At 62.9% G+C, this 25,514-nt stretch carries 24 protein-coding genes; 16 read left to right on the forward strand and 8 right to left on the reverse strand.

Annotation, left to right across the window (positions count from 1 at the left end; all coding sequences use genetic code 11):
- Positions 1–18 precede the first annotated feature (18 nt).
- The 5 genes from BM160_RS01595 to BM160_RS23105 form a co-directional block, all read right to left on the reverse strand.
- The gene (locus BM160_RS01595) at positions 19–621 is read right to left on the reverse strand and encodes a cbb3-type cytochrome c oxidase subunit II (RefSeq protein WP_091999280.1); all 603 of its coding nucleotides are present in this window, start codon (positions 619–621) and stop codon (positions 19–21) included.
- A complete protein-coding gene (locus tag BM160_RS01600) occupies positions 611–2,263 on the reverse strand; it encodes a cbb3-type cytochrome c oxidase subunit I (protein WP_091999464.1) in 1,653 nt (550 codons plus the stop codon). Before BM160_RS01600 ends, BM160_RS01595 begins: the two co-directional genes overlap by 11 nt.
- Positions 2,264–2,523: 260 nt before the next feature.
- Positions 2,524–3,231 carry a glutathione S-transferase N-terminal domain-containing protein gene (locus tag BM160_RS01605; RefSeq protein ID WP_091999467.1) on the reverse strand — a complete coding sequence of 236 codons (708 nt, stop codon included), beginning with the start codon at positions 3,229–3,231 and terminating at the stop codon, positions 2,524–2,526.
- Positions 3,232–3,377: 146 nt separating this feature from the next.
- Positions 3,378–4,010 (reverse strand): class I SAM-dependent methyltransferase, encoded by a 633-nt coding sequence (locus BM160_RS01610; protein WP_091999283.1) that lies wholly within the window; start codon positions 4,008–4,010, stop codon positions 3,378–3,380.
- 194 nt (positions 4,011–4,204) lie between these two features.
- The gene (locus BM160_RS23105) at positions 4,205–4,447 is read right to left on the reverse strand and encodes a cyclic pyranopterin monophosphate synthase MoaC (RefSeq protein ID WP_091999287.1); all 243 of its coding nucleotides are present in this window, start codon (positions 4,445–4,447) and stop codon (positions 4,205–4,207) included.
- A gap of 54 nt (positions 4,448–4,501) precedes the next feature.
- Here BM160_RS23105 and BM160_RS01620 point away from each other — a divergent pair, with 54 nt between their 5' ends.
- Positions 4,502–5,296: a hypothetical protein gene (locus tag BM160_RS01620; RefSeq protein ID WP_091999290.1), complete on the forward strand. Its 795-nt coding sequence runs from the start codon at positions 4,502–4,504 to the stop codon at positions 5,294–5,296.
- Between the two features lie 344 nt (positions 5,297–5,640).
- On the opposite strand, the gene xdhB is transcribed toward BM160_RS01620, so the two are convergent.
- Together xdhB and xdhA are read right to left on the reverse strand one after the other, a co-directional pair.
- Positions 5,641–7,998, reverse strand: a complete 2,358-nt coding sequence (xdhB, locus tag BM160_RS01625; RefSeq protein ID WP_091999293.1) for a xanthine dehydrogenase molybdopterin binding subunit — start codon at positions 7,996–7,998, stop codon at positions 5,641–5,643.
- A complete protein-coding gene (gene xdhA, locus BM160_RS01630; RefSeq protein ID WP_091999296.1) occupies positions 7,995–9,581 on the reverse strand; it encodes a xanthine dehydrogenase small subunit in 1,587 nt (528 codons plus the stop codon). Before xdhA ends, xdhB begins: the two co-directional genes overlap by 4 nt.
- Before the next feature lie 72 nt (positions 9,582–9,653).
- Between xdhA and BM160_RS01635 the strand changes: the two genes are divergently transcribed.
- The 15 genes from BM160_RS01635 to BM160_RS01705 all read left to right on the forward strand — a co-directional run bounded on the left by BM160_RS01635 (position 9,654) and on the right by BM160_RS01705 (position 24,488).
- The gene (locus BM160_RS01635; protein WP_091999299.1) at positions 9,654–10,583 is read left to right on the forward strand and encodes a LysR family transcriptional regulator; all 930 of its coding nucleotides are present in this window, start codon (positions 9,654–9,656) and stop codon (positions 10,581–10,583) included.
- Positions 10,584–10,653: 70 nt separating this feature from the next.
- Complete coding sequence (locus BM160_RS01640; protein ID WP_091999302.1) at positions 10,654–12,243, forward strand: ABC transporter ATP-binding protein; 1,590 nt, start codon at positions 10,654–10,656, stop codon at positions 12,241–12,243.
- Positions 12,230–13,327 (forward strand): ABC transporter permease, encoded by a 1,098-nt coding sequence (locus BM160_RS01645; protein ID WP_091999305.1) that lies wholly within the window; start codon positions 12,230–12,232, stop codon positions 13,325–13,327. Before BM160_RS01640 ends, BM160_RS01645 begins: the two co-directional genes overlap by 14 nt.
- Positions 13,327–14,247 (forward strand): ABC transporter permease, encoded by a 921-nt coding sequence (locus tag BM160_RS01650; RefSeq protein ID WP_091999308.1) that lies wholly within the window; start codon positions 13,327–13,329, stop codon positions 14,245–14,247. Before BM160_RS01645 ends, BM160_RS01650 begins: the two co-directional genes overlap by 1 nt.
- A 76-nt stretch (positions 14,248–14,323) precedes the next feature.
- Entirely contained in the window at positions 14,324–15,478 is a 1,155-nt protein-coding gene (locus tag BM160_RS01655) for a BMP family ABC transporter substrate-binding protein (RefSeq protein ID WP_091999311.1), read from the forward strand.
- Between the two features lie 98 nt (positions 15,479–15,576).
- Positions 15,577–16,557, forward strand: coding sequence for an aromatic ring-hydroxylating dioxygenase subunit alpha (locus BM160_RS01660; RefSeq protein ID WP_091999314.1), 981 nt, complete (start codon positions 15,577–15,579; stop codon positions 16,555–16,557).
- Between the two features lie 8 nt (positions 16,558–16,565).
- Entirely contained in the window at positions 16,566–17,606 is a 1,041-nt protein-coding gene (locus tag BM160_RS01665) for an adenosine deaminase (RefSeq protein ID WP_091999471.1), read from the forward strand.
- 26 nt (positions 17,607–17,632) lie between these two features.
- Positions 17,633–18,931: a YbfB/YjiJ family MFS transporter gene (locus BM160_RS01670; RefSeq protein ID WP_091999317.1), complete on the forward strand. Its 1,299-nt coding sequence runs from the start codon at positions 17,633–17,635 to the stop codon at positions 18,929–18,931.
- A gap of 120 nt (positions 18,932–19,051) precedes the next feature.
- Complete coding sequence (locus BM160_RS01675) at positions 19,052–20,140, forward strand: BMP family ABC transporter substrate-binding protein (RefSeq protein WP_091999320.1); 1,089 nt, start codon at positions 19,052–19,054, stop codon at positions 20,138–20,140.
- A gap of 8 nt (positions 20,141–20,148) precedes the next feature.
- Positions 20,149–20,784 carry a 7-carboxy-7-deazaguanine synthase gene (gene queE, locus BM160_RS01680; protein WP_091999322.1) on the forward strand — a complete coding sequence of 212 codons (636 nt, stop codon included), beginning with the start codon at positions 20,149–20,151 and terminating at the stop codon, positions 20,782–20,784.
- Positions 20,785–20,795: 11 nt separating this feature from the next.
- A complete protein-coding gene (locus BM160_RS01685) occupies positions 20,796–21,158 on the forward strand; it encodes a 6-pyruvoyl trahydropterin synthase family protein (RefSeq protein ID WP_091999474.1) in 363 nt (120 codons plus the stop codon).
- 94 nt (positions 21,159–21,252) lie between these two features.
- Complete coding sequence (guaD, locus tag BM160_RS01690; protein ID WP_091999325.1) at positions 21,253–22,554, forward strand: guanine deaminase; 1,302 nt, start codon at positions 21,253–21,255, stop codon at positions 22,552–22,554.
- A gap of 140 nt (positions 22,555–22,694) precedes the next feature.
- Positions 22,695–23,267, forward strand: a complete 573-nt coding sequence (gene dcd / locus BM160_RS01695; protein ID WP_091999328.1) for a dCTP deaminase — start codon at positions 22,695–22,697, stop codon at positions 23,265–23,267.
- 118 nt (positions 23,268–23,385) lie between these two features.
- Positions 23,386–23,952 carry an SRPBCC family protein gene (locus BM160_RS01700; RefSeq protein ID WP_218156568.1) on the forward strand — a complete coding sequence of 189 codons (567 nt, stop codon included), beginning with the start codon at positions 23,386–23,388 and terminating at the stop codon, positions 23,950–23,952.
- A gap of 50 nt (positions 23,953–24,002) precedes the next feature.
- The gene (locus tag BM160_RS01705; protein WP_091999331.1) at positions 24,003–24,488 is read left to right on the forward strand and encodes a BON domain-containing protein; all 486 of its coding nucleotides are present in this window, start codon (positions 24,003–24,005) and stop codon (positions 24,486–24,488) included.
- A gap of 5 nt (positions 24,489–24,493) precedes the next feature.
- On the opposite strand, the gene BM160_RS01710 is transcribed toward BM160_RS01705, so the two are convergent.
- Complete coding sequence (locus tag BM160_RS01710; RefSeq protein WP_091999334.1) at positions 24,494–25,312, reverse strand: DUF2189 domain-containing protein; 819 nt, start codon at positions 25,310–25,312, stop codon at positions 24,494–24,496.
- Positions 25,313–25,514 lie beyond the last annotated feature (202 nt).

Raw genomic sequence — 25,514 nt, forward strand, 5'->3', positions numbered from 1 at the left:
GGTTCACCTCGCGTCGGTTCATGGTTTGGGGGCGGGTGGCAATACCGGATAGGTGTGGTTCAAGGCCAGCAGGTACTTCACCAGGTCCAGCGCTTCGGGGGTGGGCACCACCACCTGGCCCACGTTGGGCGCATAGGCGGGCGGGAGCAACAGCGCTTGCTCGCCTTCCTTCTCGGCTTCCTTGGCGTCCTTGACGGTGAACAGAAAGGGGTAGGCCGGCATGATGGAGCCCGGCACGTAGGCGCGCGGCTGGTAAAGGTGGCCCAGCTGCCAGTCACGGCTGGGCTGGCGCGAGGCGATGTTGAACAGGTCCGGGCCGGTGCGCATGCTGCCCAGCAGGTGCGGCTTGTCATAAAAATAATCACCAGGCACCGAGGCGCGGCCCCAGCCGCGCTCGGCGTCGGGGCCGAAATTGCGGTCGCGCGGCTGCTGGCTGTGGCAGTAGACGCAGCCGTTGGCAATGTAGACCGCCCGCCCGCGCAACTCGGCGCTGGTGTAGGGCTTGAGCCCCGGCGGTGGCTTGATGTCGCGCACCTCCATGTAGGGCATGACCACCAGCGCGGCGGTGGCCACCGCCAGCGCCACCATGGCGCCTGAAACCAGCTTGATTTCATTTTCCATGAGCCAGCTCCCTTTGGTTGTTCTGCCAGAACAGGGCGGCGCCCGTGCGCGTCGGACCAAAGCGCAGCGCCATCGCCAGGAAGTGGCCGACGAAGATGATATGGCCCAGCACCATCAGGCTGCCGCCCACGCTGCGCCATTTCAGGTAAGGCAGGGTCAGCGTGACAGAGTCCATAAAGGGTTTGGCGGCATCCAGCATGGCCACGCCTTGCAGCCAGCCGCCGTAGGTCAGGCCGATGAAATAAATGGCAATGCCGATGGCCGAGAGCCAGAAATGCAGGGTGATGAGTTTCGGGTAAGGCCACTCCCAGTTCAGCACGCGCGGCATCATGAAATAAATCGCGCCGAACAGCACCATGGTGACAAAGGCGTAGGCGCCCAGGTGGGCATGGGCCACCGTGAAGTGGGTGAAGTGTGTGACCTGGTTGATGCTGCGCAGCGCCTCCAGCGAGCCTTGCACCGACGAGGCAAAGTACATCAGGCCGCCAAACATCATGAAGCGCAGCGTGGGCGAGTAGCGCGCCAGGTGCATGCGGCCCTTGAGCGTGCCGCCCATATTGATGCTGAAGGCCACCACCGGAATCACCATCATCATGCTTTGCACGATGGACAGCGTGGTCAGCCAGCCCGGCACCGGCCCGCCAATCAGGTGATGGCCGCCGACCTGGCCATAGAAAAACGCCAGCGTCCAGAAGCCCAGAATCGACAGGTTGTAGGAGCGCACCGGCCGGCCGATTATTTTGGGCAGGAAGTAGTAGATCGCCCCGACGCTGACCGGCGTGAACCATAGGCCCAGCACGTTGTGCCCGTACCACCAGTTGGTGGTGGCCTGCTGCACGCCGGTGTGCACGCCGGGCAGCTTGGCGACCAGGAACAGCAAGGCAATCCACAGCAGCGCCGCCACCATGTACCAGACGCTGACATAGAGGTGTTCGACCTTGCGGTTCACCAGCGTGAACAGCACCGGCAAAATCACCAGCGCGAAGCCGACAAAAATCAGAATGGCGATTTGCCAGGGGATCTCCAGGTATTCCATGCCATCGGTCCAGCCCGCCGAGATCGCGCCTATGGCCGCGGCGATGCCCATGTTGATCAGCGCGCCGCCCAGCATGGCCCAGATGGCGCCGTGCAGGTGGGTGCGCAGCAGGCGCGGCAGCAGCCACAGCATCATGCCCAGGGCGGCATTCGTGATCCAGCCGTAGAGCACGGCGGTCAGGTGCACGCTGCGGATGCGGCCAAAGGTCAGCCAGGCCTGCTCGGTCAGCCAGTCGGGCTGGTGCAGTTTGATCGAGGACGTCAGGCCGGCGATGGAGCCCAGCATCAGCCAGAAGCAGGCAAAGGCAATGAACATGAAGACCGGAAAAGCGCTGGACTGATCGGAAGCGATGCGGTCCTGCAGGTCCACCGCGTCGGCGGGGTGCGTCTGGTCGCCGCCCTCGATGGCGGCCCGCTGCATAGAATCCTGTGCGGCGTCGGGCAGTGCCGGGTCGTCAACCTGCCCGATCTCGCCGTGCGCGAAGATGACGGATGCGGCCTTGGGGTTCTCTACCAGCAGGCCTTTGCCCGAAGACCAGATGAAGACGAAGAGGCCAATGATGGACAGCAGGAAGGCGCCTAGCAGGCTCAGTATGGCGCTGTCCATCATGCGGCTCCTGCCAGTGTGTGGACGGCAGGCAGGGGCGCTGTGGCCGGTTTGATTTCGCTGAAGGTGTAAGGCGCAGCTTGCATCATTCCTCCGGTCTGGATAGATGAGCTGACCTTGTTTTTTTGCGGCGCCCCTGGTCAGCGTACTGGGGCGTGTGTTGCGCCGCGGCTGGACCATCATGGGGGAAAAATGCCAAACATTCAAGGTGATGAAGTCTGGCCAGGCCGGGGCAGCCGCGCTGCCATGCGAGCTACGAATCAGTCGCGTTTGGGTATTTCCAGGCCTCTGGTCACCGCCGGCCGCGCCACAAAGGCCTGCAGAGCGCGCGTGATATGCGGAAAATCCTTGATCCCGACCAGCTCACTGGCCTCGTAAAAGCCGATCAGGTTGCGCACCCACGGGAAGATGGCGATGTCGGCGATGGTGTAGTCCTCGCCCATGATCCAGTGGCGCTCTGCCAGCCGCTGGTTCAGCACCGCGAGCAGTCGTTTTGATTCGGCCACGTAGCGGTCGCGCGGGCGCTTGTCTTCGTAGTCCTTGCCGGCGAACTTGTTGAAAAAACCGAGCTGGCCAAACATCGGGCCTATGCCGCCCATCTGGAACATCAGCCACTGGATGGTTTCGTAACGGGCGGCAGCGTCCTGCGGCAAAAAGCGGCCGGTTTTCTCAGCCAGGTAAAGCAGGATGGCGCCGGACTCGAACAGTGCCAGCGGCTTGCCGCCCGGCCCCTGAGGGTCGAGGATGGCCGGAATCTTGTTGTTGGGATTGAGTGAGAGGAACTCGGGGGATAGCTGGTCATTGCTCTGGAAGCTGACCAGATGCGGCTCGTAAGCCAGACCGGTCTCTTCCAGCATGATGGACACCTTGACGCCGTTGGGCGTAGGCAGTGAATAGAGCTGGATACGGTCGGGGTGGGCGGCGGGCCATTTGCGGCTGATAGGGAAGGCGGAAAGGGCGTTTGGCATGGTCATGAAAATCCTCTGGATAGGCGCACGGCCGTGGCGCCTGCGGTGGTTGTTCAGGGAGCGGGACGCCCAATATAGACGGGCCTTGATTTTTTTGTTGGCTGGGGGGAATCAAGGCCCATCAGGAGTTTGCCGTCATCGCGCACTCAGTCCAGCGGCTTGCGCCACACGCTGGCCAGCCAGGGCTGCTGTTCCAGCGGCAGGCCAGCTGGGCGGTAGTAATGCGACAGTTCCTCGAATCCTGCCGCCAGCATGAAGTCGCGCCAGGCCGGCCAGTCATGAAAAGCGCCGTAGCGCTCGCCGCTCCAGCCCTCCTGGTTGTTGCCCCTGGGATTGGAGCTAAAAAGCACGCCGCCCGGCTTCAGCGTGGCATGCAGTTTCTTCAACACGCCAGGCAGGGCCAGGCTGGGGACGTGGAACAGCACGGCATTGGCGAACACGCCGTCGAAGCGGGCGTCGGGCAGATCAAGCCTCAGGAAGTTTTGCTGCAGCACCGTGCAGCCGCTGTAGTCGCGCGCCATCGCCGCCAGCCGCGCCGAGCCTTCCAGTCCGGTGGCGTGATGGCCGAGTTCCCTGAAAGTTTTCAGGTCGCGTCCCGGTCCGCAGCCCAGGTCGAGTAGCTCGAACGGCGGTGCGGCCTCGATGTATTGCAGGAGCGCGGCAATGTTCTGGCTCACGTCATGGTCGCGCGTGCCTTGCCAGAATTCGTCGGCGTGATGCTCGTAATGCGCCAGCGTCAGGGCGGCGATGTGGGCAAGGGTGTCGGGGGAGTGGGGCATGGCAGGACATGCTATTCGATCTGGGGGTGTGGCGGCTCAATGCCCGGAGGGGCCGAGTCCAATCGACGGCGGGCAACAACTGTTGTTTCGTGAACTGCAGTTGCAATACGGGTTTTCGCGCGACGTGATGGCGGTGGAAATGCATGCTGAACGGGCGCCGCCTTAATCTCGAGACCTACTTCAAGTTGGTGGCTTCATTGGATAGATCGAATGTTGATAACCGTCATCCTCCGATTCACCGCCTTGCACATGTCGTAAATCGTCAGCAGGGCGATGTTGACGGCCGTCAGGGTGTGTCGGCATAGGTGAGGTGGGTGCCTTTGCATTGCTCTGAAGAGTTGAGAGGCTTTGCTGGATAGCGGGTTTCGGTCAAAGGTGGACGAAGTATTCTTGGCACTGTGTGGAATAGGCCTAGGTGTTAATTGCCAATCGATCATTCTGACAAAGCATGGAACTGAGCGACTGACCCGGGATAACAGATCATAGAGAACATGTCCAAATTGACGCCTACGTTTGACAGTAAAAAGCTTGTGCACAAATTCCCGCCTGATATGCCACCAGGGGAAGCTCTAAGCGTCACGATCGGCGGAGTGAAGAAGGGGTTGCTTGACTCCGACAGCCTGATCATCAAGCCCTTCAAGCGACCTAGGCAGCAAAGAGAATTGCGCTCCACTTTGGTCGAGATGGAATTCGGGCAGAGGATCATCGCCCAGGAACTGAGGGTCGATTTCACGACGGGAGAGATTTCGGTTGTAGGGCGTCTTCATTCGGCGGTTTTTCTTTACCCCCAACTGCTCACACCTCGGAAGTCAACCCTCAAGACTTACTATGAAGCCAAGCGCGGGAGGAAGTTGCTCCATGCATATTCTCAGGGTCCTGGGCAAACGTTTATCAACATTGACCGCGTATTCGAGCTGTACGAACGTGTGTTCTGCGTGAATACCAATTCCGCGATTGCGCCAGATGGTTCGAAGGTTGCCGTGACAACGGCGATACCAGTGACTTCAAAGAAGATTGGTGACATTGGAGTGCACATCAGCTCGGACAATACGATCGAACTTGTAGCTATTGATCCACCTTCCGGGAATCCCGAGCTGCACGGCATATGGATGGTGTTTGCGCACTTGTGGAAAAACTATCCTCATCTCCTTCAGGGCAAACTCGCCATCATTACGGATACGGAGCTGGGCAAGATAAGCGCCTGGAACGATCGGACCGAGCCGTTCTATGACGGTCATATGCTTCCTGAGGGCGTGGATATTTTCTATGCCAGTTCGGACGTATGAAGCGAAGAGTTTCTCCCCAATCGGCTCATGAAAACTTGCGATTCGTTGTCTAAGCGAAAGCTTCAAGAAATGCGTTAACTCGCTGCACGATCGGTGGTGGTTGTGCTTGCTAGATTCGGGGTGCGGAGGTACTGGCGGACAACGCAACGTTTCGTTCGGAGTGGTTGCTCTGGGCCGATTGCTTCCTTTGACCATGAGTGTTCAGAATCGACCAATTTCGGACAGCGTGCCATACGTGTCCAGAACTGAGGTCCATTGATTAAAGAACATGCCGAATTAATCGGCACAGTTTTCGGACATCAGCAAGCATTCGCTTTGCGCTCACCAGCCCGGGAGCGCCACCCTCACCAACCCCCAAGCGCCCGCAGCACATTCTCAGCCGTGGCCGGCGCTGCCAGCTGCACCCGCTCACCCGGCCGCGCCGCCGCTATCGCATCGCGCAAGGCTTCCCAGACGCTGATCGCCAGCATCAGCGGCGGCTCGCCGACGGCCTTGCTGCCAAACACGTTGTCTTCGCGATTGGCCTCGGGCCACAAGTCAATCTTGAAGTGTTCGGGAATGTCGCCGGTGGTGGGGATTTTGTAGGTGCTGGGCGCGTGGGTGGCGAGGTAGCCCTTGTCGTTCCACACCAGCTGCTCGGTGGTGAGCCAGCCCATGCCTTGCACAAAGCCGCCTTCGATCTGGCCCATGTCTATGGCCGGGTTGATGCTGGTGCCGACGTCATGCAGGATGTCGACCTTGAGCACGCGGCTCTCGCCGGTCAGCGTGTCTATGGCCACTTCGCTGCAGGCCGCGCCATAGGCGAAGTAGTAAAACGGCCGTCCCGTCAGGGTGGTTTTGTCGTAGTGGATTTTGGGCGTGCGGTAAAAACCGTCGCTCCAGAGCTGGATGCGGTTGGCATGGGCCAGCTTGACGACCTCGGTAAACAGGTGTGTCGCGCCCGGCGTGATTACCTCGCCGCCCCGGAAGGAGACGGCGCCGGCGCCGCAGCCGTCCAGGCCGGCGACAAACTGCGCCAGGTTGTCCCGCACTCGGCGCGCGGCATATTGCGCGGCCCGCGCATTCAGGTCGGTGCCGGCCGAGGCGGCGGTGGCCGAGGCGTTGGGAATCTTGCTGGTGTCGCTGGCGGTGGCCAGCACTTGTTCAAACGCCACGCCGAGCTCGTCGGCCACGATTTGCGCCACCTTGGTGTTCAGGCCCTGGCCCATTTCGGTGCCGCCGTGGTTCACCTGCACGCTGCCGTCGGTGTAGACATGGACCAGCGCGCCGGCCTGGTTGAACAAGGTGGCGGTGAAGGAGATGCCGAACTTCACCGGCGTGAGGGCGATGCCGCGCTTGATCACGGCACTCCTTGCGTTCCAAGCCGAAATGGCCTCGCGCCGGCGTCGGTATTTCGCAGTCAGCTCCAGTTTTGATAGCAATGGCTGAAGGATGTTGTCTTCAACCGGCATCTGGTAATGGGTGACGTTTCTTTCCTCTATGCCGTAGAGGTTGCGCCTGCGCACGTCCAGCGGATCCAGGCCCAGCGTGCGGGCAATGTCGCCCATGATGGCTTCGGTGACGATCATGCCCTGCGGCCCGCCGAAGCCGCGAAAAGCGGTGTTGCTTTGCGTGTTGGTTTTGCAGCGGTAAGAGGCTATCTCCACGTCTTGCAGGAAGTAGGCGTTGTCGACGTGGAACACCGCGCGGTCGGCCACCGGGCCGCTCAGGTCGGCGCTGAAGCCGCAGTTCACCGCCATCTGCAGCTTCAGGCCGGTGATGCGGCCGCTGTCGTCAAAGCCCACGGTGTAGTCATAGGAAAACGGATGGCGCTTACCGGTGATCATGAAGTCGTCGTCGCGGTCCAGCCGCAGCTTGATAGGGCGTTGCAGCTTGTGGGCGGCAATGGCGGCCCACACGGCGAGGTGGCCGGCCTGGGTTTCCTTGCCGCCAAAGCCGCCGCCCATGCGCCTGCACTCCACGCGCACCGCATGGTTATCTATGCCCAGGGCATGCGCAACCCAGTGCTGGATTTCGCCCGGGTGCTGGGTGCTGGAGTAGACCAGCCACTGGTTTTGCTCCTGCGGCAGTACGTAGGCAACCTGGCCTTCGAGGTAGAAATGCTCTTGTCCGCCGACTTCCAGCGTGCCCTGCAGCGTGTGCGCTGCCGTCGTCAGTGCGGTAGCGGCGTCGCCACGCTTGACGAAGACCGGCGGCAGCACATAGCTTTGCGCCCGCAGCGCTTCGTGCACATCCAGAATCGCCGGCAGGGCTTCGATCTGGCAAACCACTTTGCGCGCGGCGCGGCGCGCCTGCATCACCGACTCGGCCACCACCAGGCCTATCACCTGGCCTATGTGCTGAACGCTGTCCTGGGCCCAGACCGGCTCGTCGTGCGAGAAGTTGCCCAGCAGCGGGTCGCCGGGAATATCGCGCGCCAGCAGCACATCGCGCACACCGGCCATGGCCAGTGCCGCCCTCGCATCGACGCCCAGCAGCCGGCCGTGCGCCACGCTGGACAAAATGGGGGCGGCGTAAAGCGTGCCCTTGAGCTCGGGAATATCGTCGACATAGGTCGCGGCTCCGGCCACCTGAGCGTTGGCGCTTTCATGCGCGATGGCGCGGCCGGCGGCCTGGGCCGTGGCGGCCTGTGGTTTGGCCGCAGCCGGCGCCGGCTCGGCGGCCACATCGGGGCTGGCCGAAAAGTCTTTGGCGGCGTTCATGGGTGTTCCTCCAGCGTGAAAGAGGCCAGGTTGATTTGCTGCAAGCCCTGGCTTTCCAGCCAGTAGCGCTGCAGCAGATTGCCTAGCACCTGCAGCCGGTAAGCGGCGGAGGCGCGCATGTCGGAGATAGGCGAGAACTCGGCGCGCAGCGTGCCCATGGCCTGCTGCACCGTGGCCTGGCTCCAGGGCTGTCCCAGCAGCGCCGCCTGGGTCTTGCGGGCGCGCACCGGCGTGGCGGCCACGCCGCCGGCGCCTATCGATGCCTGGGTGACCAGGCCCTGGTCGACTTGCAGGTTGATCGCCAGGCAGACCGCCGAAATATCGTCGTCGTAGCGCTTGGAAATCTTGTAGACCCTGAGCTGCTCTTTGGGCGTGGCCTTGGGCACCTTGATCCAGGCCAGCACCTCGTCGGTGGCCATCACGTTCTTGCGGTAGCCGGTATAGAGCTGCTCCAGCGGCATGTCACGATGGCCGCGTTCACTCATCAGCACGACGTTGGCGCCCAGCGCAATCAGCAGCGGCATGGTGTCGCCAATCGGCGAGCCGTTGGCCACGTTGCCGCCTAGGGTGCCGGCGTTGCGCACCGGCAGGCCGGCAAAGCGGGCGGCAAAGTTGTGCAGCTGGGGCCGGTCCTGTTCCAGCGCGGCAAAGGCATCGCTCAGCGGCACGGCCGCGCCTATCGCCAGGTGCTGCGGGTAATGCTCTATGCGGCGCAGCTCGCTGACCTGGGTCAGGTCCAGCACCTGCTCGAACTGCTGGTGCTGCTTGGTCACCCACAGCCCCACGTCGGTGCAGCCGGCCACCAGTTGCGCCTGGGGGTTGGCGGCACGGGCCGCCAGCAGCTGGGCCAGGGTTTGCGGCAATTTATAAGCAAAATCGGCCTCTGGGGCAGAAGGGGCGGGCGCAAGCTGCTTCAGTTTTTGTAGCAAAGCGGCTTCGTCAAGACGCACCGCCGGCAGCTGGCCCATGGTTTGTGCGGCGTCCAGAATCGGTCGGTAGCCGGTGCAGCGGCATAGATTGCCTGAGAGTTCTTCCTGCGCCAGCTCGCGCGTGATGGGCTCGCCCTTGCAGACATGGTTTTGGTACATGCCGAAGAGGCTCATGACAAAGCCGGGGGTACAGAAGCCGCATTGGCTGCCATGCTTGTCCACCATGGCCTGCTGAGCTGGGTGCAGTGTTGGTTCAAGCCCTTTTCCTTCGCCAGCCGGGGCCGCGGAGCCGGCTTCGCCGGGCCGCAGGCGCAACGCCCCCTCGGGGGGCAGCGAACCACACGCAGTGGGGAGCGTGGGGGCAACATCCTCCACCGTCCACAGCGCCATGCCGTCTATGGAATGGGCCAGTCGTATGCAGCTGTTGACGGCGCGATAACGGATCGCGCTGCCTGCGGTTTCGCCCAGCACCACGGTGCAGGCGCCGCAGTCGCCTTCGCCGCAGCCTTCCTTGCTGCCGGTACAGCCAAGGTCCTCACGCAGCAGCTCCAGCAGGGTGCGGCTGGGTGGTACATTGCCCAGAGTTACAACTTCCCCCCGCCTGATGAATCGTATGGTTTTGACCGGGCGCTGAACAGTAGATTGGATAGCCATGCGCGTCAGGTTAAAGCACACGGAAGGCTGGCGCCATACCAATGCGCATATCACCCGCATGGGTAAACAGGTATGAAGGATCAGGCGCTTTTCGACAAGATAGATCTCCATCTCATCAAGGTCTTGAACACCGTGCTCAATGAACGCAGCGTATCGCGCGCCGCCATGCGCCTGGGCATGCACCAACCCGCTGTCAGCGCGGCGCTCAAGCGTCTGCGCGGCCTGGCGGGGGATCCGATTTTGGTGCGCGCGGGCGCCGCCATGGTGCCCACCGATGCCGGCCTGCGCATGATTGAGCCCTCGGCCAGCATTCTTCGCGCCGCCGGCATGCTGTTCAGCGATGCCAGGGGCTTCGAGCCGGCCACGGCCCAGACCACTTTTCGCCTGGCGGCCAGCGACTACCTAGACCCCCTGTTCTTGCCGCAGCTGGTGGCGCAGATCAAGAGCCAGGCGCCGCTTTGCCATATCGAAATTCATCCGCTGTCGGCCGAGTCCGATTACCGCGCCCAGCTGGCGCAGGGCAAGGTCGATATTGTGATCGGCAACTGGGCGGCGCCGCCAGATGATCTGCACCTGGCGCGGCTGTTTGGCGACGAGGTGGTGTGCCTGGTGGCTAAGGACCATCCGGCGGTGCGGCGCGCCTGGGATAGCGCCAGCTGGCTGGCGGCCGAGCACATCGCCCCCATGGCCACGCACCCCGGCGCCAAGGGCGTGATTGACGAGTACCTGGCCAGCCGGGGCTGGCAGCGCAACATCACGGTGCGCAGCCCGCACTTTGGCCTGATGCCGGCCATGGTGGCATCCAGTTTGCTGGTCATGACCACCGGTCGCCAGTACTGCGAAAGATATGCCGGGCAGTTAGCGGTGAAAATACTGCCCTGTCCGATTGAATTCCCCCGCATGATGTATTACCAGCTCTGGCATGAACGCACGCACGCCTCCAATGCCGCCAAGTGGTTGCGCGAGCGGGTCAAGTCGGTTGCCGCTACGCTACAAAAATAATAGCTGTGTGCGTCCATTCAACAAGGGCTAGAGCCCTAAAATACTAGAAATATCCGGAATCTTCGCGCCCATGACCGTGCCCCCATCCCTCACCGAAAGCCCTGTAGGCGCGCCGCCGCCGCGGTTGCTGCTCTCGGGCATCACCAAGAGCTACCCCGGCGTGGTCGCCAACAGCGACATCGCGCTCAGCGTGCGGCCCGGCGAGATCCATGCCGTGCTGGGTGAAAACGGTGCCGGCAAGTCGACCCTGATGAAAATCATCTATGGCTCGGTCAAGCCCGATGCCGGCACGGTGGCCGTGGACGGCCAGCAGGTCGCGGTGCGCAACCCGCACGAGGCGCGCGCCCTGGGCATCAGCATGGTGTTCCAGCATTTCAGCCTGTTTGACACGCTCACCGTGGCCGAAAACGTCTGGCTGGGGCTGGACAAACACCTCAGTCTGGCCGAGGTCTCGCAGCGCATCATGCAAACCACGCAGGCTTACGGCCTGAGCCTGGAGCCGACGCGGCCGGTGCATACCCTGAGCGTGGGCGAGCGCCAGCGGGTGGAAATTGTGCGGGCGCTGATGACCCACCCCAAGCTGCTGATCCTGGACGAGCCGACCTCGGTGCTGACGCCGCAAGCGGTGGAAAGCCTTTTCATCACCTTGCGCCAGCTGGCGGCCCAGGGCTGCAGCATTCTCTACATCAGCCACAAGCTGCATGAAATCCGGGCCTTGTGCACGGCCTGCACGGTGCTGCGCGGCGGCAAGGTTACCGGTGAATGCGATCCGCGCCAGGAATCCAATGCGTCGCTGAGCCGCCTGATGATTGGCGCCGAGCCGCCGACGCTGGAGCACCGGGCGGTTCAGGTCGGTGAGGTCGTGCTCGAGGTTCATCGGCTGGAACTGGCCAAGGCCGAGCAGTTTGGCGTCGACTTGCACCAGTTGGCACTGCAGGTGCGCGCCGGCGAGGTGGTCGGCATTGCCGGGGTCTCGGGCAATGGTCAGAAGGAGTTGCTGTATGCGCTGTCGGGCGAAGACACCCGGGCCGATGCCGCCGCCATCAGCGTCAAGGGCCGGCCCGTTGGCAAGCTGAGCCCGGGCCGCCGGCGCGCGCTGGGGCTGCACTTTGTGCCCGAGGAGCGGCTGGGGCGCGGCGCCGTGCCTGCGCTGTCGCTGGCCCGCAATCTGCTTTTGACGCGCAAGGAGGCGGTAGGTGCCGCGGGCTGGCTCAAAGGCAGCACGCTGCAAGCGCAGGCCCAACAGATCATTGCGCGCTACAAGGTCAAGGCGGGCGGGCCGCAGGCCACGGCCAAGTCCTTGTCGGGCGGTAATTTGCAGAAATTCATCATGGGCCGCGAGATTGACGCCAGGCCAAGACTGCTCATCGTGTCGCAGCCCACCTGGGGCGTGGACGTGGGTGCGGCCACGCAGATACGTGGCGAATTGCTCAAGCTGGCGGCTGCCGGTTGCGCGGTGCTGGTGGTGAGCGAGGAGCTGGAAGAATTGTTTGAAATCTGTGATCGTCTCTATGTGATGGCCAAGGGCCAGCTCTCGCCCTCCTTGCCGCGTGCCGAGGCGACCACCGAGCTGGTCGGGCAGTGGATGAGCGGCTTGTGGACGCTGGCGGCGGATAAAGCGCCGAACCTCTCGCAGGAGGTGCGCCATGCTGCAGCTTGAAGTCCGGCCCCAGTTGTCCAGGTTCTGGACCTATGCCTCGCCGATTCTGGCGCTGCTGATCACGGTGGCGATCGGGCTGCTGCTGTTCATGGCGCTCGGAAAAGACCCGATCAGGGGTTTGCAGATTTTCTTTTGGGAGCCGGTCAAGTCGGCCTACGCCATCGGCGAGCTGTTGGTCAAGGCCACGCCTCTGCTGATCATCGCGCTGGGCCTGTCGGTGTGCTTTCGCTCCAATGTCTGGAATATCGGCGCCGAAGGGCAGTATGTGATTGGCGCCCTGGCGGGCGGCGGCATGGCCCTGCTGGCCGAAAAAACCACCGGGCCCTGGATTATTCCGGCCATTTTGCTGGCCGGTGTGCTGGGCGGCATGTTGTGGGCAGGCATCACGGCCTTGCTGCGCGATCGCTTCAACGCCAATGAAATCCTGGTCAGCCTGATGCTGGTCTATGTGGCCGACATGGTGCTCAACTATCTGGTGTTCGGTCCCTGGAAAGATCCCAACGGCTACAACTTTCCACAAACCAAGACCTTTGAGGCCGTCACCCAGATCCCGCGCCTGATGCAGGGCTCGCGCGTCAACATCGGTATCTTGCTGGGCCTGCTGGGCGTGGCCGGGCTGTGGTTTTTCCTGTTCAAGACCTATGCCGGCTTTCGGCAGGAAGTCAGCGGCCTGGCGCCGGCGGCGGCACGCTATGCCGGCTTTTCCTCGCGCCGCGCCTTGTGGGTGGCGCTGTTGATTTCCGGCGGCGCGGCCGGCCTGGCCGGTGCGCTGGAAGTGGCCGGCCCGATTGGCCAGCTGACCTCTTATGTGCCGGCGGGCTATGGTTTTGCCGCCATCATCGTGGCCTTTGTCGGCCGCCTGCACCCGGTCGGCGTGGTGTTTTCGGCCTTGCTGATGAGCATGTTCTACATAGGTGGCGAGCTGGCCCAGTCACGCCTGGGCCTGCCCAAGTCGCTGACGGGGGTGTTTCAGGGCTTGTTGCTGTTCAATTTGCTGGCCTGTGACACCTTGATTGCCCACCGTTTCAAATTTTTGAAATCACGCGCCACGTCGATGGCGGCAGCTGTGAAAGGAGCGCACTGATGGATTCCACCGCTTTGCTGGTGGCGGCCACGCTCAGCGCCGGCACCGTGCTGGCGATTGCCGCATTGGGCCTGCTGATCAATGAAAAGGCCGGCATCGTCAACCTGGGCGCCGAAGGCATGATGTTGTGCGCCGCCATTGCCGGCTTCGCCACGGTGGTTCACAGCGGCAACAGCTGGCTGGGTTTTGCCGCCGGCATGGCCGCGGGCGCCGTGCTGGCCGGCATTTTTGGCTTGCTGGTGATCTGGCTCAACACCAATCAGTACGCCACCGGACTGGCGCTAAGCCTTTTCGGCGCCGGCTTTTCGGCCTTTGTCGGCATCAAGTACGTGCAGGAAAAACTGCCCGAGCAGTCGCAGTACGCCATTCCTTTCCTGAGCGACCTGCCTTTTTTTGGCCTGGCGCTGTTTCGTCAGCATCCCATGGTCTACATCGCGATGGCGCTGACGGCCGGTTTGATCTGGTTTTTGTACCGCACGCGGGCCGGCCTGGTGCTGCGCTCGGTGGGCGAAAGTCCGGAGTCGGCCCACGCACTGGGTTATCCGGTGCGGCGCATTCGCCTGGCCGCCGTCATGGCCGGCGGCGCGCTGTGCGGGCTGGCCGGTGCCTATGTGTCGGTGGTCTATACCCCGCTGTGGGTGGAAGGCATGATTGCCGGCAAGGGCTGGATCGCGCTGGCCCTGACCACTTTCGCCACCTGGCGCCCGACCCGGGTGCTGCTGGGCGCCTATCTGTTTGGCGGCGTGAGCATGCTGCAGTTTCATCTGCAGGGCCTGGGGGTCAATGTGCCGACCCAGTTGCTCTCGATGTTGCCCTACCTGTCTACCATCGTGGTGCTGGTGCTGATTTCGCGCAACCCGCTGTGGATACGGGTGAATATGCCCACCTCCATAGGCAAGCCGTTTTACCCTGGGGCCTGACTTTGCGCCCATAATTGCTGCTTTTTTGGCGCCGTGCGCCGTTTTTTTTTTGACCCTTGAATGAAAGCGAGACGACATGACAGACCTGCAGAAACGTTCCCTGCTCAAGCTGGCCGCCCTTTCCGCTGTGGCCGCTGCCGCCCTGGTGGGCTGTGGCAAGAAAGAGGAAGCCGCACCGGCGCCCGCCGCCGCGCCTGTGGCCGCCGCACCGGCCAAGCCTGAACCCTTGAAAATCGCCTTTGCCTATATCGGCCCGGTCGGCGACGGTGGCTATACCTTCTCCCATGACAACGGCCGCAAGGCGATTGAAGCGGCTTATGGCGACAAGGTGGTGACCACCTTTGTCGAAAAAGTGCCCGAGTCTGCCGATGCCGAGCGCGTGATTCGCGACCTGGCCGCGCAGGGCAACAAGATGATCTTCGGCACCACCTTTGGCTACATGGAAACCATGGTCAAGGTCGCTGCCGACACCAAGGACGTCAAGTTCGAACACGCCACCGGCTACAAAACCGCCGACAACCTGCGCACCTATGACAGCCGCACCTACGAAGGCGCCTACCTGGCCGGCGTGGTGGCAGGCAAGATGAGCAAGTCGGGCACGCTGGGCGTGGTCGGTTCGGTGCCCATTCCTGAAGTCGTGCGCAACATCAACAGCTTCACGCTGGGCGCCCAGTCGGTCAACCCCAAGATCACGACCAAGGTGGTCTGGGTCAACGAGTGGTTCAACCCGCCCAAGGAAACCGAGGCAGCGACCGCGCTGATCAATGGCGGCGCCGACATCCTGTTCCAGAACACCGACTCCTCGGCCGTGCTGCAGACCGCCGAGAAAATGGGCAAGCGTGCTTTTGGCTGGGATTCGGACATGACCGCCTACGGCCCCAAGGCCCACCTGGCTTCCGCCGTGATCAACTGGGGCCCGTACTACGTCAAGTCCGTGGGTGAAGCGCTGGAAGGCAAGTGGACCGGCGGCACCAGCTCCTGGTGGGGCGTGAAGGAAGGCGCGATTGACCTGGTGTCCATTGCTGCCGATGTGCCCGAAGAAACCAAAAAACGCGTTGACGAGGTCAAGGCCGGCCTGAAAGACGGCAGCTTTGCCATCTGGAAAGGCCCCATCATGGACAACACCGGCAAGGAGCTGGTGGCCAAGGATGTGGTGGCCGACGACAAGTTTCTGGGCGGTTTGAAGACTTACGTCAAGGGCGTCGAAGGCAAGGTTCCGGGCAGCAACTAAGCCATGCTCAGGCCATGATGGCCTGAGTTGATTGATGCACCGCCGCCAGGCGGTGCGATGGGAGCTGCCTTGGGGCAGCTCTTTTTATTGGTGAAATGATGATTGAAGAAACTCTCTGGCACCCCGTCGCCCTGGCCTGCGACCTGACGCAGCAACCCTTGGCCGTGCAGCTGCTGGCGCATGACATTGTGCTGTGGCGCGACGCGGCTGCCGTGCCTCACGCCTGGGCTGACCAGTGTCCGCACCGGGGCGCCAAACTGTCGTTGGGCCGGGTCGAAAATGGCAAGCTGGAGTGCCCCTACCATGGCTGGCAGTTCGCGGCTTCGGGTCAGTGCGTCAAGGTGCCGGCGCTGCCCAGCTTCACGCCGCCGGCCGCGCATTGCGCCCGCACCTATGCGGCGCAAGAGGCTTATGGCCTGATCTGGGTGAAGTTGTCGGCCAGCGAGTCGGCCGCCTTGCCGGCGTTTGCCGCGGAGGCCGATGAGCGCCTGCGCAAGCTCAACTGCGGCCCTTACGACGTGGCCACCAGCGCGCCGCGCCTGGTCGAAAATTTCCTGGACATGTCGCATTTCGGTTTTGTCCACGAAGGCTGGCTGGGCATGCGTGCCGCCACGGCCATTGAAGACTACAAGGTCGAGGCCACGCCCACCGGTTTGCTGGCCACGCATTGCAAGGCCTGGCAGCCGCAATCCAATGTGCACTCCATTGCCCCGGCGCAGGTCGAGTACAGCTACGAAGTCACGGCACCCTATGGCGCCGTATTGACCAAGGTGCCCGATGCCGCCACGGTGTCGGTGGATGGCTACCGCGAATCGATTGCCATGTTCATCTGTCCCATCACGGCGCAAACCAGCCGTGTCTGGTTCCGTCTGGCCGTGGCGGATTTCGAATCCCCCGACGACAAGCTGCGCGACTTTCAGCACACCATCTTCATGCAGGACAAGCCGGTGCTGGAATCCCAGCGGCCGCAGCGCCTGCCGCTGGACCTGCGCGCAGAATTGCACACGGCGGCGGACAAGGCCTCATCGGCCTACCGTCGTCATCTGAAAAATCTGGGTATCACCTTTGGAGTGTGCTGATGACTGCCATGCCTCAAGTACGGCCGTTTGCCACCGACCGCCTGCCCGACTTGCTGCGGTGCATGCCCAAGGCCGAGCTGCACATTCACATTGAGGGCTCGCTGGAGCCCGAGTTGATCTTTGCATTGGCCCAGCGCAACGGCGTGCAGATTCCCTATGCCAGCGTTGAAGAACTGCGCAGCGCCTATGCCTTCAGCAATCTGCAGAGCTTTCTGGACATCTACTACGCCGGTGCCAGCGTGCTGCTGAAAGAGCAGGACTTTTACGACATGGCGCGCGCCTATCTGCTCAAGGCGGCGCAAGACAATGTGCTGCACGCCGAGCTGTTTTTTGATCCGCAGACGCACACGGCTCGTGGCGTGAGCATGGCCACTGTCATCAACGGCCTGCACCGCGCCTGCGTCGATGCCAAGGCCGAGTTGGGTATCAGCGCCGCATTGATTTTGTGTTTTCTGCGCCACCTCAGTGAAGAAGAGGCGTTTGAGACGCTGGAGCAGGCCCTACCATTTCGCGACAAGTTCATAGGGGTGGGCCTGGATTCCGGCGAAGTCGGCAATCCGCCCGAGAAGTTTGCCCGGGTTTTTGCCCGTTGCCGTGCGCTGGGTTTGCATCTGGTTGCCCACGCCGGCGAGGAGGGGCCGCCGGCCTATGTCTGGACCGCGCTGGACCTGCTCAAGGTCGAGCGCATAGACCACGGCGTGCAATCGAGCAAGGATGCGGCACTGATGCAGCGCCTGGCCCAAGACCGCATCCCGCTGACGGTTTGCCCGCTGTCCAACCTCAAGCTCTGCGTCTTCCCGGACCTGGCGAGCCACAACCTGCGCCAGTTGCTCGATGGCGGGCTGGTGGCTACCCTCAATTCCGATGATCCTGCCTATTTTGGTGGCTATCTGAACGAGAACTTCACGCAGACTTTTGCCGCCACTGGGCTGAGCAGCCAGCACGCTTATACGCTGGCGCGCAACAGCTTCGAGGCCAGCTTCATCGAAGATGCTGCGAAGCGTCGCTATATCGACAGGCTCAATGAAACCTTTGAAGCCTTTCAATAACCGTTGAAAAAAGTGAAAGACCTGGCATGGCGATAACAGTAAAAGAAACCGCGGCAAAAGATGGCCTAGCCGCAGCGGGCGCATGGCCTGTCGCCATGGCCGGGCTGGTCGCGCTGGCCGTGGCCATGGGCATAGGCCGTTTTGCCTTCACGCCCATTCTGCCCATGATGCTGAGCGACGGCGTGGTCGATTTGCCGGGCGCCAGCTGGCTGGCCAGCGCCAACTATCTGGGCTATATGCTGGGCGCCCTGCTGTGCACCTTGCAGCCCTGGATCTGGTCGCGCTTTCGCTGGCTGCCTTTGCTGGCTTTTTCCTCGCTGGTGCGCGTGGGCTTGATAGCCACCGGTGTGCTGACCCTGGCGATGGCCTGGCAGTTTCCCGCCGGTTGGCCCGCGCTGCGTTTTGCGGCCGGCGTGACCAGCGCCGTGGTGTTTGTCTACACCTCGGGCTGGTGCCTGTCGCAGTTGTCCAGGCGCGGTGTGCCGGCCATGGGCGGCATTATTTACGTCGGCCCGGGCGCCGGCATTGTCGTTAGCGGATTGCTGGCCAGCGGCATGGTGGCCTGGCACTGGACGGCAGCTGCGGCCTGGCTGATTTTTGGCGCGCTGGCCTTTGTGCTTAGCGCCACGGTATGGTGGATATTGCGCGGCGGCGAGGAGCGCCTGATGGCGGCTGGTGCCAAAGTGGCCAGCCTGCCCGAGGCCGCTACCACGGCGCAGGGCGCTGGCGAGATGACGCTGCTGGCGCTGGCCTACAGCCTGGCTGGCTTTGGCTACATCATCACCGCCACCTTTTTGCCGGTGATTGCGCGTACGGCCTTGCCCGGCTCGCACTGGCTGGATCTGTTCTGGCCTATCTTTGGCGTGGGCGTCATGATCGGTGCCTTGCTGGCCACGCGGCTGCCGCACGATGGCGATTTCCGCGTCCGTCTGGGGGTTTGCTATGTTGTTCAGGCGCTGGGCATTGGCGCCAGCCTGTGGAGCCCCAGCCTGGCCGGCTTTGCCATCGGCAGCTTGCTGCTGGGCATGCCTTTCACGGCGATCACTTTTTTTGCCATGCAGGAAGTGCGCCGCCTGCGTCCCGCCACGGCGGCCAGTTTCATAGGCCTGCTGACGGCCACCTATGGCGTGGGGCAGATTCTTGGCCCGCCGCTGGTGGCTTTGCTGCTCAGGCGCACCGCCAGCGCCAGCGCAGGCTTTACGCTGTCTCTGGAGATTGCCGCCGGCGCGCTGCTGGTCGGCGCGGCCCTCTATGGCTGGATGGTCAAGGCCCATCCTATGCCGCCCAGCGTCGCTCCTGCCGGAGCCGGTGGGATGCGGAAATAGCGCTGACTGGCAGGGGAAAGCGGCCGATCGCCGCTGATCCGTTAAAATCAGGGGTTCACCCGCGTGCTGTCTCGGCGCGCCGGTGTTTTTTATTTTGCCGGGGCCATGTAGAGGACCACCATGCTTAAAAACCTCGCTGCCGCGCTCGCGGCCGCCTGTTTTATTTCCCCTGTTTTTTCGCAATCCACCGCACCGGCTCCCAAGGAGCCGCTCAAGATTGGTTTTGTCTATGTCACGCCCGTCACCGAGGCGGGCTGGGTGCACCAGCATGAAGAGGGCCGCCAGGCGGTCATGGCGGCACTGGGCGACAAGGTCAAGACCACCTATGTCGAGGACGTGCCGGAAGGGGCCGATGCCGAGCGCGTGATTCGCGACCTGGCCAGCCAGGGCAATCAGCTGATCTTCACGCCCAGCTTTGGCTATATGGAGCCCACGCTCAAGGTGGCCAAAGACTTTCCCAATGTGAAGTTCGAATCCATCACCGGTTACAAGACCGCGCCCAACGTGGCAGTGGCCAATGCCCGCTATTACGAGGGCCGCTACCTGGCCGGCATTGCCGCCGGCCGCATGGCCAGCAGCGCCGGTTATGTCGCGGGCTTTCCGATTCCTGAGGTGATACAGGGCATTAACGCCTTCACCCTGGGCATGCGTTCGGTCAATCCGGCAGCCACCGTCAAGGTGGTCTGGCTGGGTGCCTGGTTTGATCCGCCGCGCGAGCGCGAAGCGGCCATGACGTTATTCAACCAGGGCGTGGAGGTGATGGCCTTTCATACCGGCTCCACCGCCGTGATGAGCGCCGCGCAGGAGCGCGGCAAGCTGGCGATTGCCTACCATTCCGATATGCGCAAGATCGCCCCCGATGCGCAGCTGCTGGCCGTCACCCACCAGTGGGGCGCTTACTACACACGTCGGGCACAGGCGGTGCTGGACGGCAGCTGGAAGAGCAGCGCGCTGTGGGGCGGCGTGAAGGAAGGCATGATTCGCGTCGACAGCTTCGGCTCCAAGGTGCCCAAGAAAGTCGCCGACGAGGTGCTGGCGCGCCAGCGCGACATTGCCCGCGGCAAGCTGCGGCCGTTCGCAGCGGGCAAGCTGCCGGTCATGAGTAACGCCGGCGCGGTCGTGATAGCGGCCGGCAGCGCGCTGTCGGACGAGCAGATTCTGGGGATGAATTTCCTGGTGCAGGGCGTGCAGGGCAAGTTGCCCCAATAAGGTCTGTCATGAGCTACCAGGTCAAAGAGATTTTTTACACGCTGCAGGGCGAGGGCGCCAATGCCGGTCGGCCGGCGGTTTTTTGCCGTTTTGCCGGCTGCAATTTATGGTCGGGCCGCGAAGCCGACCGGGCTAGCGCGGTCTGCCGCTTTTGCGATACCGACTTTGTCGGCACCGACGGCACGCTGGGCGGCAAGTTTGCCAATGCCGATGCGCTGGCGCACCAGATCGCCGCGCAATGGCCTGGCGGCGACAGCGCCCACCGCTTTGTCGTGATGACGGGCGGCGAGCCGCTGCTGCAGGTTGATGACGCGCTGATCGCGGCCCTGCATGGGCTGGGCTTTCAAATTGCGGTGGAGACCAATGGCACGATGGCGGCGCCCCAGGGCATAGACTGGATTTGCGTCAGCCCCAAGGCCGGCGCACCGTGGATTCAGCGCGAGGGCCATGAGCTCAAGCTGGTGTGGCCCCAGACCAGCTTCGATCTGGCCGAGCTGGAGGCAGCCCGCTTCACGCACCGCTACCTGCAGCCCATGGACAACGCAGAGCGCCAGCGCAACACCGAGGCCTGCATAGCGCTGTGCCTGGCGCGGCCGGCCTGGCGCCTGAGCCTGCAGACTCACAAGATCACGGGCATACGATGAAGCTCGAAACCATGCGCTGTGAAATCAGCCAGACCTTTTACTTTGATGCGGCCCACACCCTGAAGCGCGAGCTTGAGGCCGAGGCCAGCCGGCGCATTCACGGCCACACCTATAACGCCGAGGTGTTTCTGACCGGCCAGCCCGACCCGCACACCGGCATGGTGATGGACCTGGGTCTGGTGCGGAGCGAGATCGAGTTGCTGCGCCAACAGCTGGACCACCATTTGCTCGACGAGGTGGCCGGCCTGGGCCCGCCTACGCTGGAAAACCTGTGCCGTTATATTTTTCAGCAGCTACAGCCCAGGCTGCCGGCGCTGAGCTCGGTACGGGTCTGGCGTGCCTCTATAGGCGACGGCTGCCGCCTGAGCAAGTGATGTCGCCGGTGTGCCGCAGGCCGCATAGGACTTGAATAAGCGCTATCCGGTTTGGCCTATTGCCCGCTGGCGGGGCTGAGTTACGCTTAGCCTTATGAAAGCCTATCGCGCCTCCCTGTTGTATTTTTCCGGCCCGCAAGCCGCCGCCGAGCAAATCGTTTTTGAAAAAGATGGCCTGCTGGTTGTCGGACCGGATGACACCGGCCGCCAGCGCGTGCAAGCGGTGGGCGACTATGCCCGGCTGGCGGCGCTTTATCCGGGCTTGCCGGTAGAGCACTTGCCGGGCCGTATCATCGCCCCCGGCTTTGTCGACATGCACATCCACTACCCGCAGCTGGACGTGATTGGCTCGCCCGCCGACGGCCTGCTGCCTTGGCTGGAGAATTACACCTTTCCGCATGAAGCCCGCTTTTGCGACCCTGGCTACAGCGCGCAGGTGGCCGAGTTTTTCATCGCCGAGCTGCTGCGCAACGGCGTCACCACGGCGCTGACCTTTGCCAGTTCGCACCCGGCATCGGTCAACGCGCTGTTTGAGCAGGCGCAAAAAAGCAGCTTGCGCCTGTTGGCCGGCAAGGTCTTGATGGACCAGAACGCCCCCGACGGCGTGCGCGACGAGACCCAGCAAAGCCTGCTCGATACCGAGGCCTTGATCCAGCGCTGGCATGGCGTGGACCGCCTGGGCTATGCCATCACGCCGCGCTTCGTGCCCAGCTGCAGCGCGGCGCAACTGCGCGGCGCCGGCGAACTGGCGGCGCGCTATCCCGACGTCTGGATTCAGTCCCATGTGGCGGAAAACGCCGACGAGATCGCCTGGGTGCGCCAGCTGTATCCCAAGGCCCGCAGCTATTTGAGTGTTTACCAAGACTTCGGCCTGCTGCGCCCGCGCGCCGTCTATGCGCATTGCATTCACCTGGACGACGCTGACCGGGCCTTGCTGCGCGACACCGGCACGGCGGCGGCCGTCAGCCCCACCAGCAATCTGTTTCTGGCCAGCGGCTTTTTTGACTACGCCAGCGCCGACCGCAGCGGTTTTATGTACGGCCTGGCCAGCGACGTCGGCGGCGGCACTTCCTTTAGCCCGTTTCACACCATGCTGGCGGCCTATTACGTGGGCAGGCAGGGGCAGGGCAAGCAGGGCCTGTCGCTCAAACCGCAGCAGCTCTGGTGGCAGCACACGGCGGGTGCGGCCCGCGCCCTGGGCCTGCACGGCGTGGTGGGCAATCTGCAGCCCGGCTGCGAGGCCGACTTTGTGGTGCTCAACCCGCAGGCCACGCCGCTGCTGGCGCGCAAGACGGCGCAGGCCGGCAGCCTGGAGGAGTTGCTGTTCGCCCTGATCGTGCTGGGCGATGACAGGCTGATAGAGAAAACCGTGATCTCCCAGGCGCAAATCGCCTGATGGGGCTGATTTTTAAGCCAAAAAGGCCTGTAGCCCTTTGTGGATAAGCGCAAGCAGCTATTGAATAAGTAGCAATCCCGGTTTGTTTGGCCAGGCCTATGGCTTGCCTACAATCTAGGCAACCTGAGGAATTTCCCGATATGAGCATCAAAAGCGACAAATGGATACGCCACATGGCCGAGACCACCGGCATGATTTCCCCCTTCGAGCCGGGCCAGATCCGCGAGAGTGAAGGCAAGAAAATCATCAGCTACGGCACCAGCAGCTACGGCTACGACATACGCTGCGCGCCAGAGTTCAAGGTCTTTACCAACATCCACAGCACGGTGGTGGACCCGAAGAACTTTGATGAAAAAAGTTTTGTCGACTTTCACGGTGACAGTTGCATCATTCCGCCCAACAGCTTCGCGCTGGCCCGCACCATGGAGTACTTCCGCATCCCGCGCAACGTGCTGACCATCTGCCTGGGCAAAAGCACTTACGCCCGCTGCGGCATCATCGTCAACGTCACGCCCTTCGAGCCCGAGTGGGAAGGTTATGTGACGCTGGAGTTCTCCAACACCACGCCGCTGCCCGCCCGGATTTATGCCGGCGAAGGCTGCGCACAGGTCTTGTTCTTTGAAAGCGACAAGGACGATGTCTGCGAAGTTTCATACAAGGACAGAGGCGGCAAATATCAGGGCCAGGTCGGCGTGACCTTGCCCAAGGCCTGAGCCGGCGGGCGTTGCTGCTTGCAGTCTGGCCCAGACAAGGCTACAGACTGCAAGCGTCATGGCAATTGACCGCCAGACGTGGCATGCTGAAGCCACCTGACCTGTCAAAGGGGGCCGTATGTTGCGCAAACTCTGTTTCTGGCTGCTGGCCATGCCAGCCCTGTTGTTCCCGCTGCACTGGGCCATGGCGGCCGACGCGCCGCAGCTGGTGCCCGACAGCGCGGTCCAGGTGCAGCGCTCGGGCAGCAGCTTCACGGTGGACATGAGCATGGTCGCGCCCGTGCCGCCCGCGCAGGCCTGGGCCGTGCTGACCGATTTTGAGCACATGGGCAGCTTTGTTCCCAATCTGAGCAGCAGCCAGGTGCTCGAGCGCAGCGATACCCTGCTCAAGGTGGCCCAAAAAGGCGTGGCGCGGTATGGGTTTTTTTCCGCCAATTTTGAATCCATTCGTGAGATCAACCTGAATCCGCAACTTGAAATCCGGGCCCACAACGTGGGCGGCAACCTCAAGCGAATGGACAGCGTCATGCAGTTGCAGGCCGAAGGCACGGGAACTCGGCTGCACTACCATGCCGAGGTCGTGCCGGGTTTCTGGTTTCCGCCCTTGATAGGACCGGCCCTGGTGCGCCACGAAACGGCCGAGCAGTTTTCAGCCATGCTGCAGGAGATGGCGCGGCGTCAGTGACGTCCTAGCAGACCCGTCCTGAGGAAATCACGACTCTTTGGGCTGACACCATGCGTCTCAAATCCACCGTTTTTCTGCTCCTGCTAATCCCTGCGGCAAACCTCTTTGCGCAGGAGGACTTGCTCAATCCCTTCGGCGATCCCTTCGTGCAACTGAGCTCCGGTCTGCCCGGCTGTCCCGTGCCGTCCGAGCCGGTTTACAGCCGAGCGCAATTCCAGAGTCTGGCGCATGAGAGGTCGCAGCGCGGGGTGAGCTGCTGGCTGGCCGGACGTTGCCGGCTGCCCAATGCCTACCTCTATGACCGCGAGATCGTGCCGCGTGTGAAGCTGGCCATCAACGCCTCCGGTCAATTCGGCGACACCAGCCTCTGGGCACTGGGCGAGCGCCGCTTTGTCTGGCTCAAAGGCTGTGTCAGCTCGGATGAGCAGGCCCGGCGGCTGGAGCAACTGGTGCGTGGCCTGGATGACGTGGAAGGGGTGTACCTGGAGCTGATGACGGGCACCGACGGCGCCGCGCCTTACCCTATCAAGCGCTGAGGTTGTCAGGCGCTCGGGCTCACGCTTGCGTCCGGCTCTGCCGCAGCTTCCAGCCACTGCACCGAAGCACGGTAGGCATGCCAGCTGGCATGGCCTAGCAGCGGACCGATCAGGATCAGGCCCAACCCCCAGGGCAGCAATGCCACGCCGATGAGGACCGTGATCAGCAGGCCCCAGAGCAGCATCACGCCGGGGTGGCTGAGTACGACGCGGATGCTGGTGATGGCCGCTGAGATGGCGTCGGTGTCGCGGTCCAGGATCATGGGAAGAGACACCACGGCGGTGGAAAAAACCAGCATCGCGAACAGGCCGCCCATGCTCAGATAGACCGCCACGAATTCCCAGTTTTCAGGGTTGAACACGGCCTTGATGACCCCGGTGCTGGTGGGCATGCCGGTGTTGAAGAAAACGGCAAACACCACCAGCGAGGCGCGGCCCCAAAGCAGTTCCAGCACGACAAGCACCAGCACCAGCATGCCCATGCTGCGCAGGTGCGCGTCCCAGCAGGTCAGCGAGGCGCCGAGTTCGGGGCGAAGGCCTTGCTCGCGGCGACAGCTCACTTCGTACAGGCCCAGCGCCAGAAACGGCCCGACCAGCAGGCAGCCCGAGGCCAGCGACAGCGTGTACTCGGGTTTGCTGCGAAACACCGTCGCCAGCGTGATGGCCATGAGCCAAAAACACAGGCCATAGAACAGGCCTATGCCGGGATGGGCGCGCAGGTCACGCCAGCCGGCGGCCAGCCAGCGAAAGGGCGCGCCCGGCCCCAGGGTCAGCATGAGCGCCTGTGGACCTACCGGTGGCGGCAGCACATAGGGTGCGGCCATGACGGGAAGGGCGCCGGTGCTGTGCTGGTGGGGGGCTGGCTCGGGGTGGGATGCGGCAGGCGGCGTAGTCGGCGTCATGAGGCTTGTGTTGGGAAGGGGCGAATGGATCACCGTCGAGCATCAGGCTAACCAGCGCTGACTGGCCTGTCCATTCAGGGAAACGCTCACGGGAATACCGAGGATTTCCTGCGCGGGTTTGTCG

It is taken from the genome of Polaromonas sp. OV174, assembly GCF_900112285.1.
In the GTDB taxonomy this organism is placed as follows: Bacteria; Pseudomonadota; Gammaproteobacteria; order Burkholderiales; family Burkholderiaceae_C; genus Polaromonas.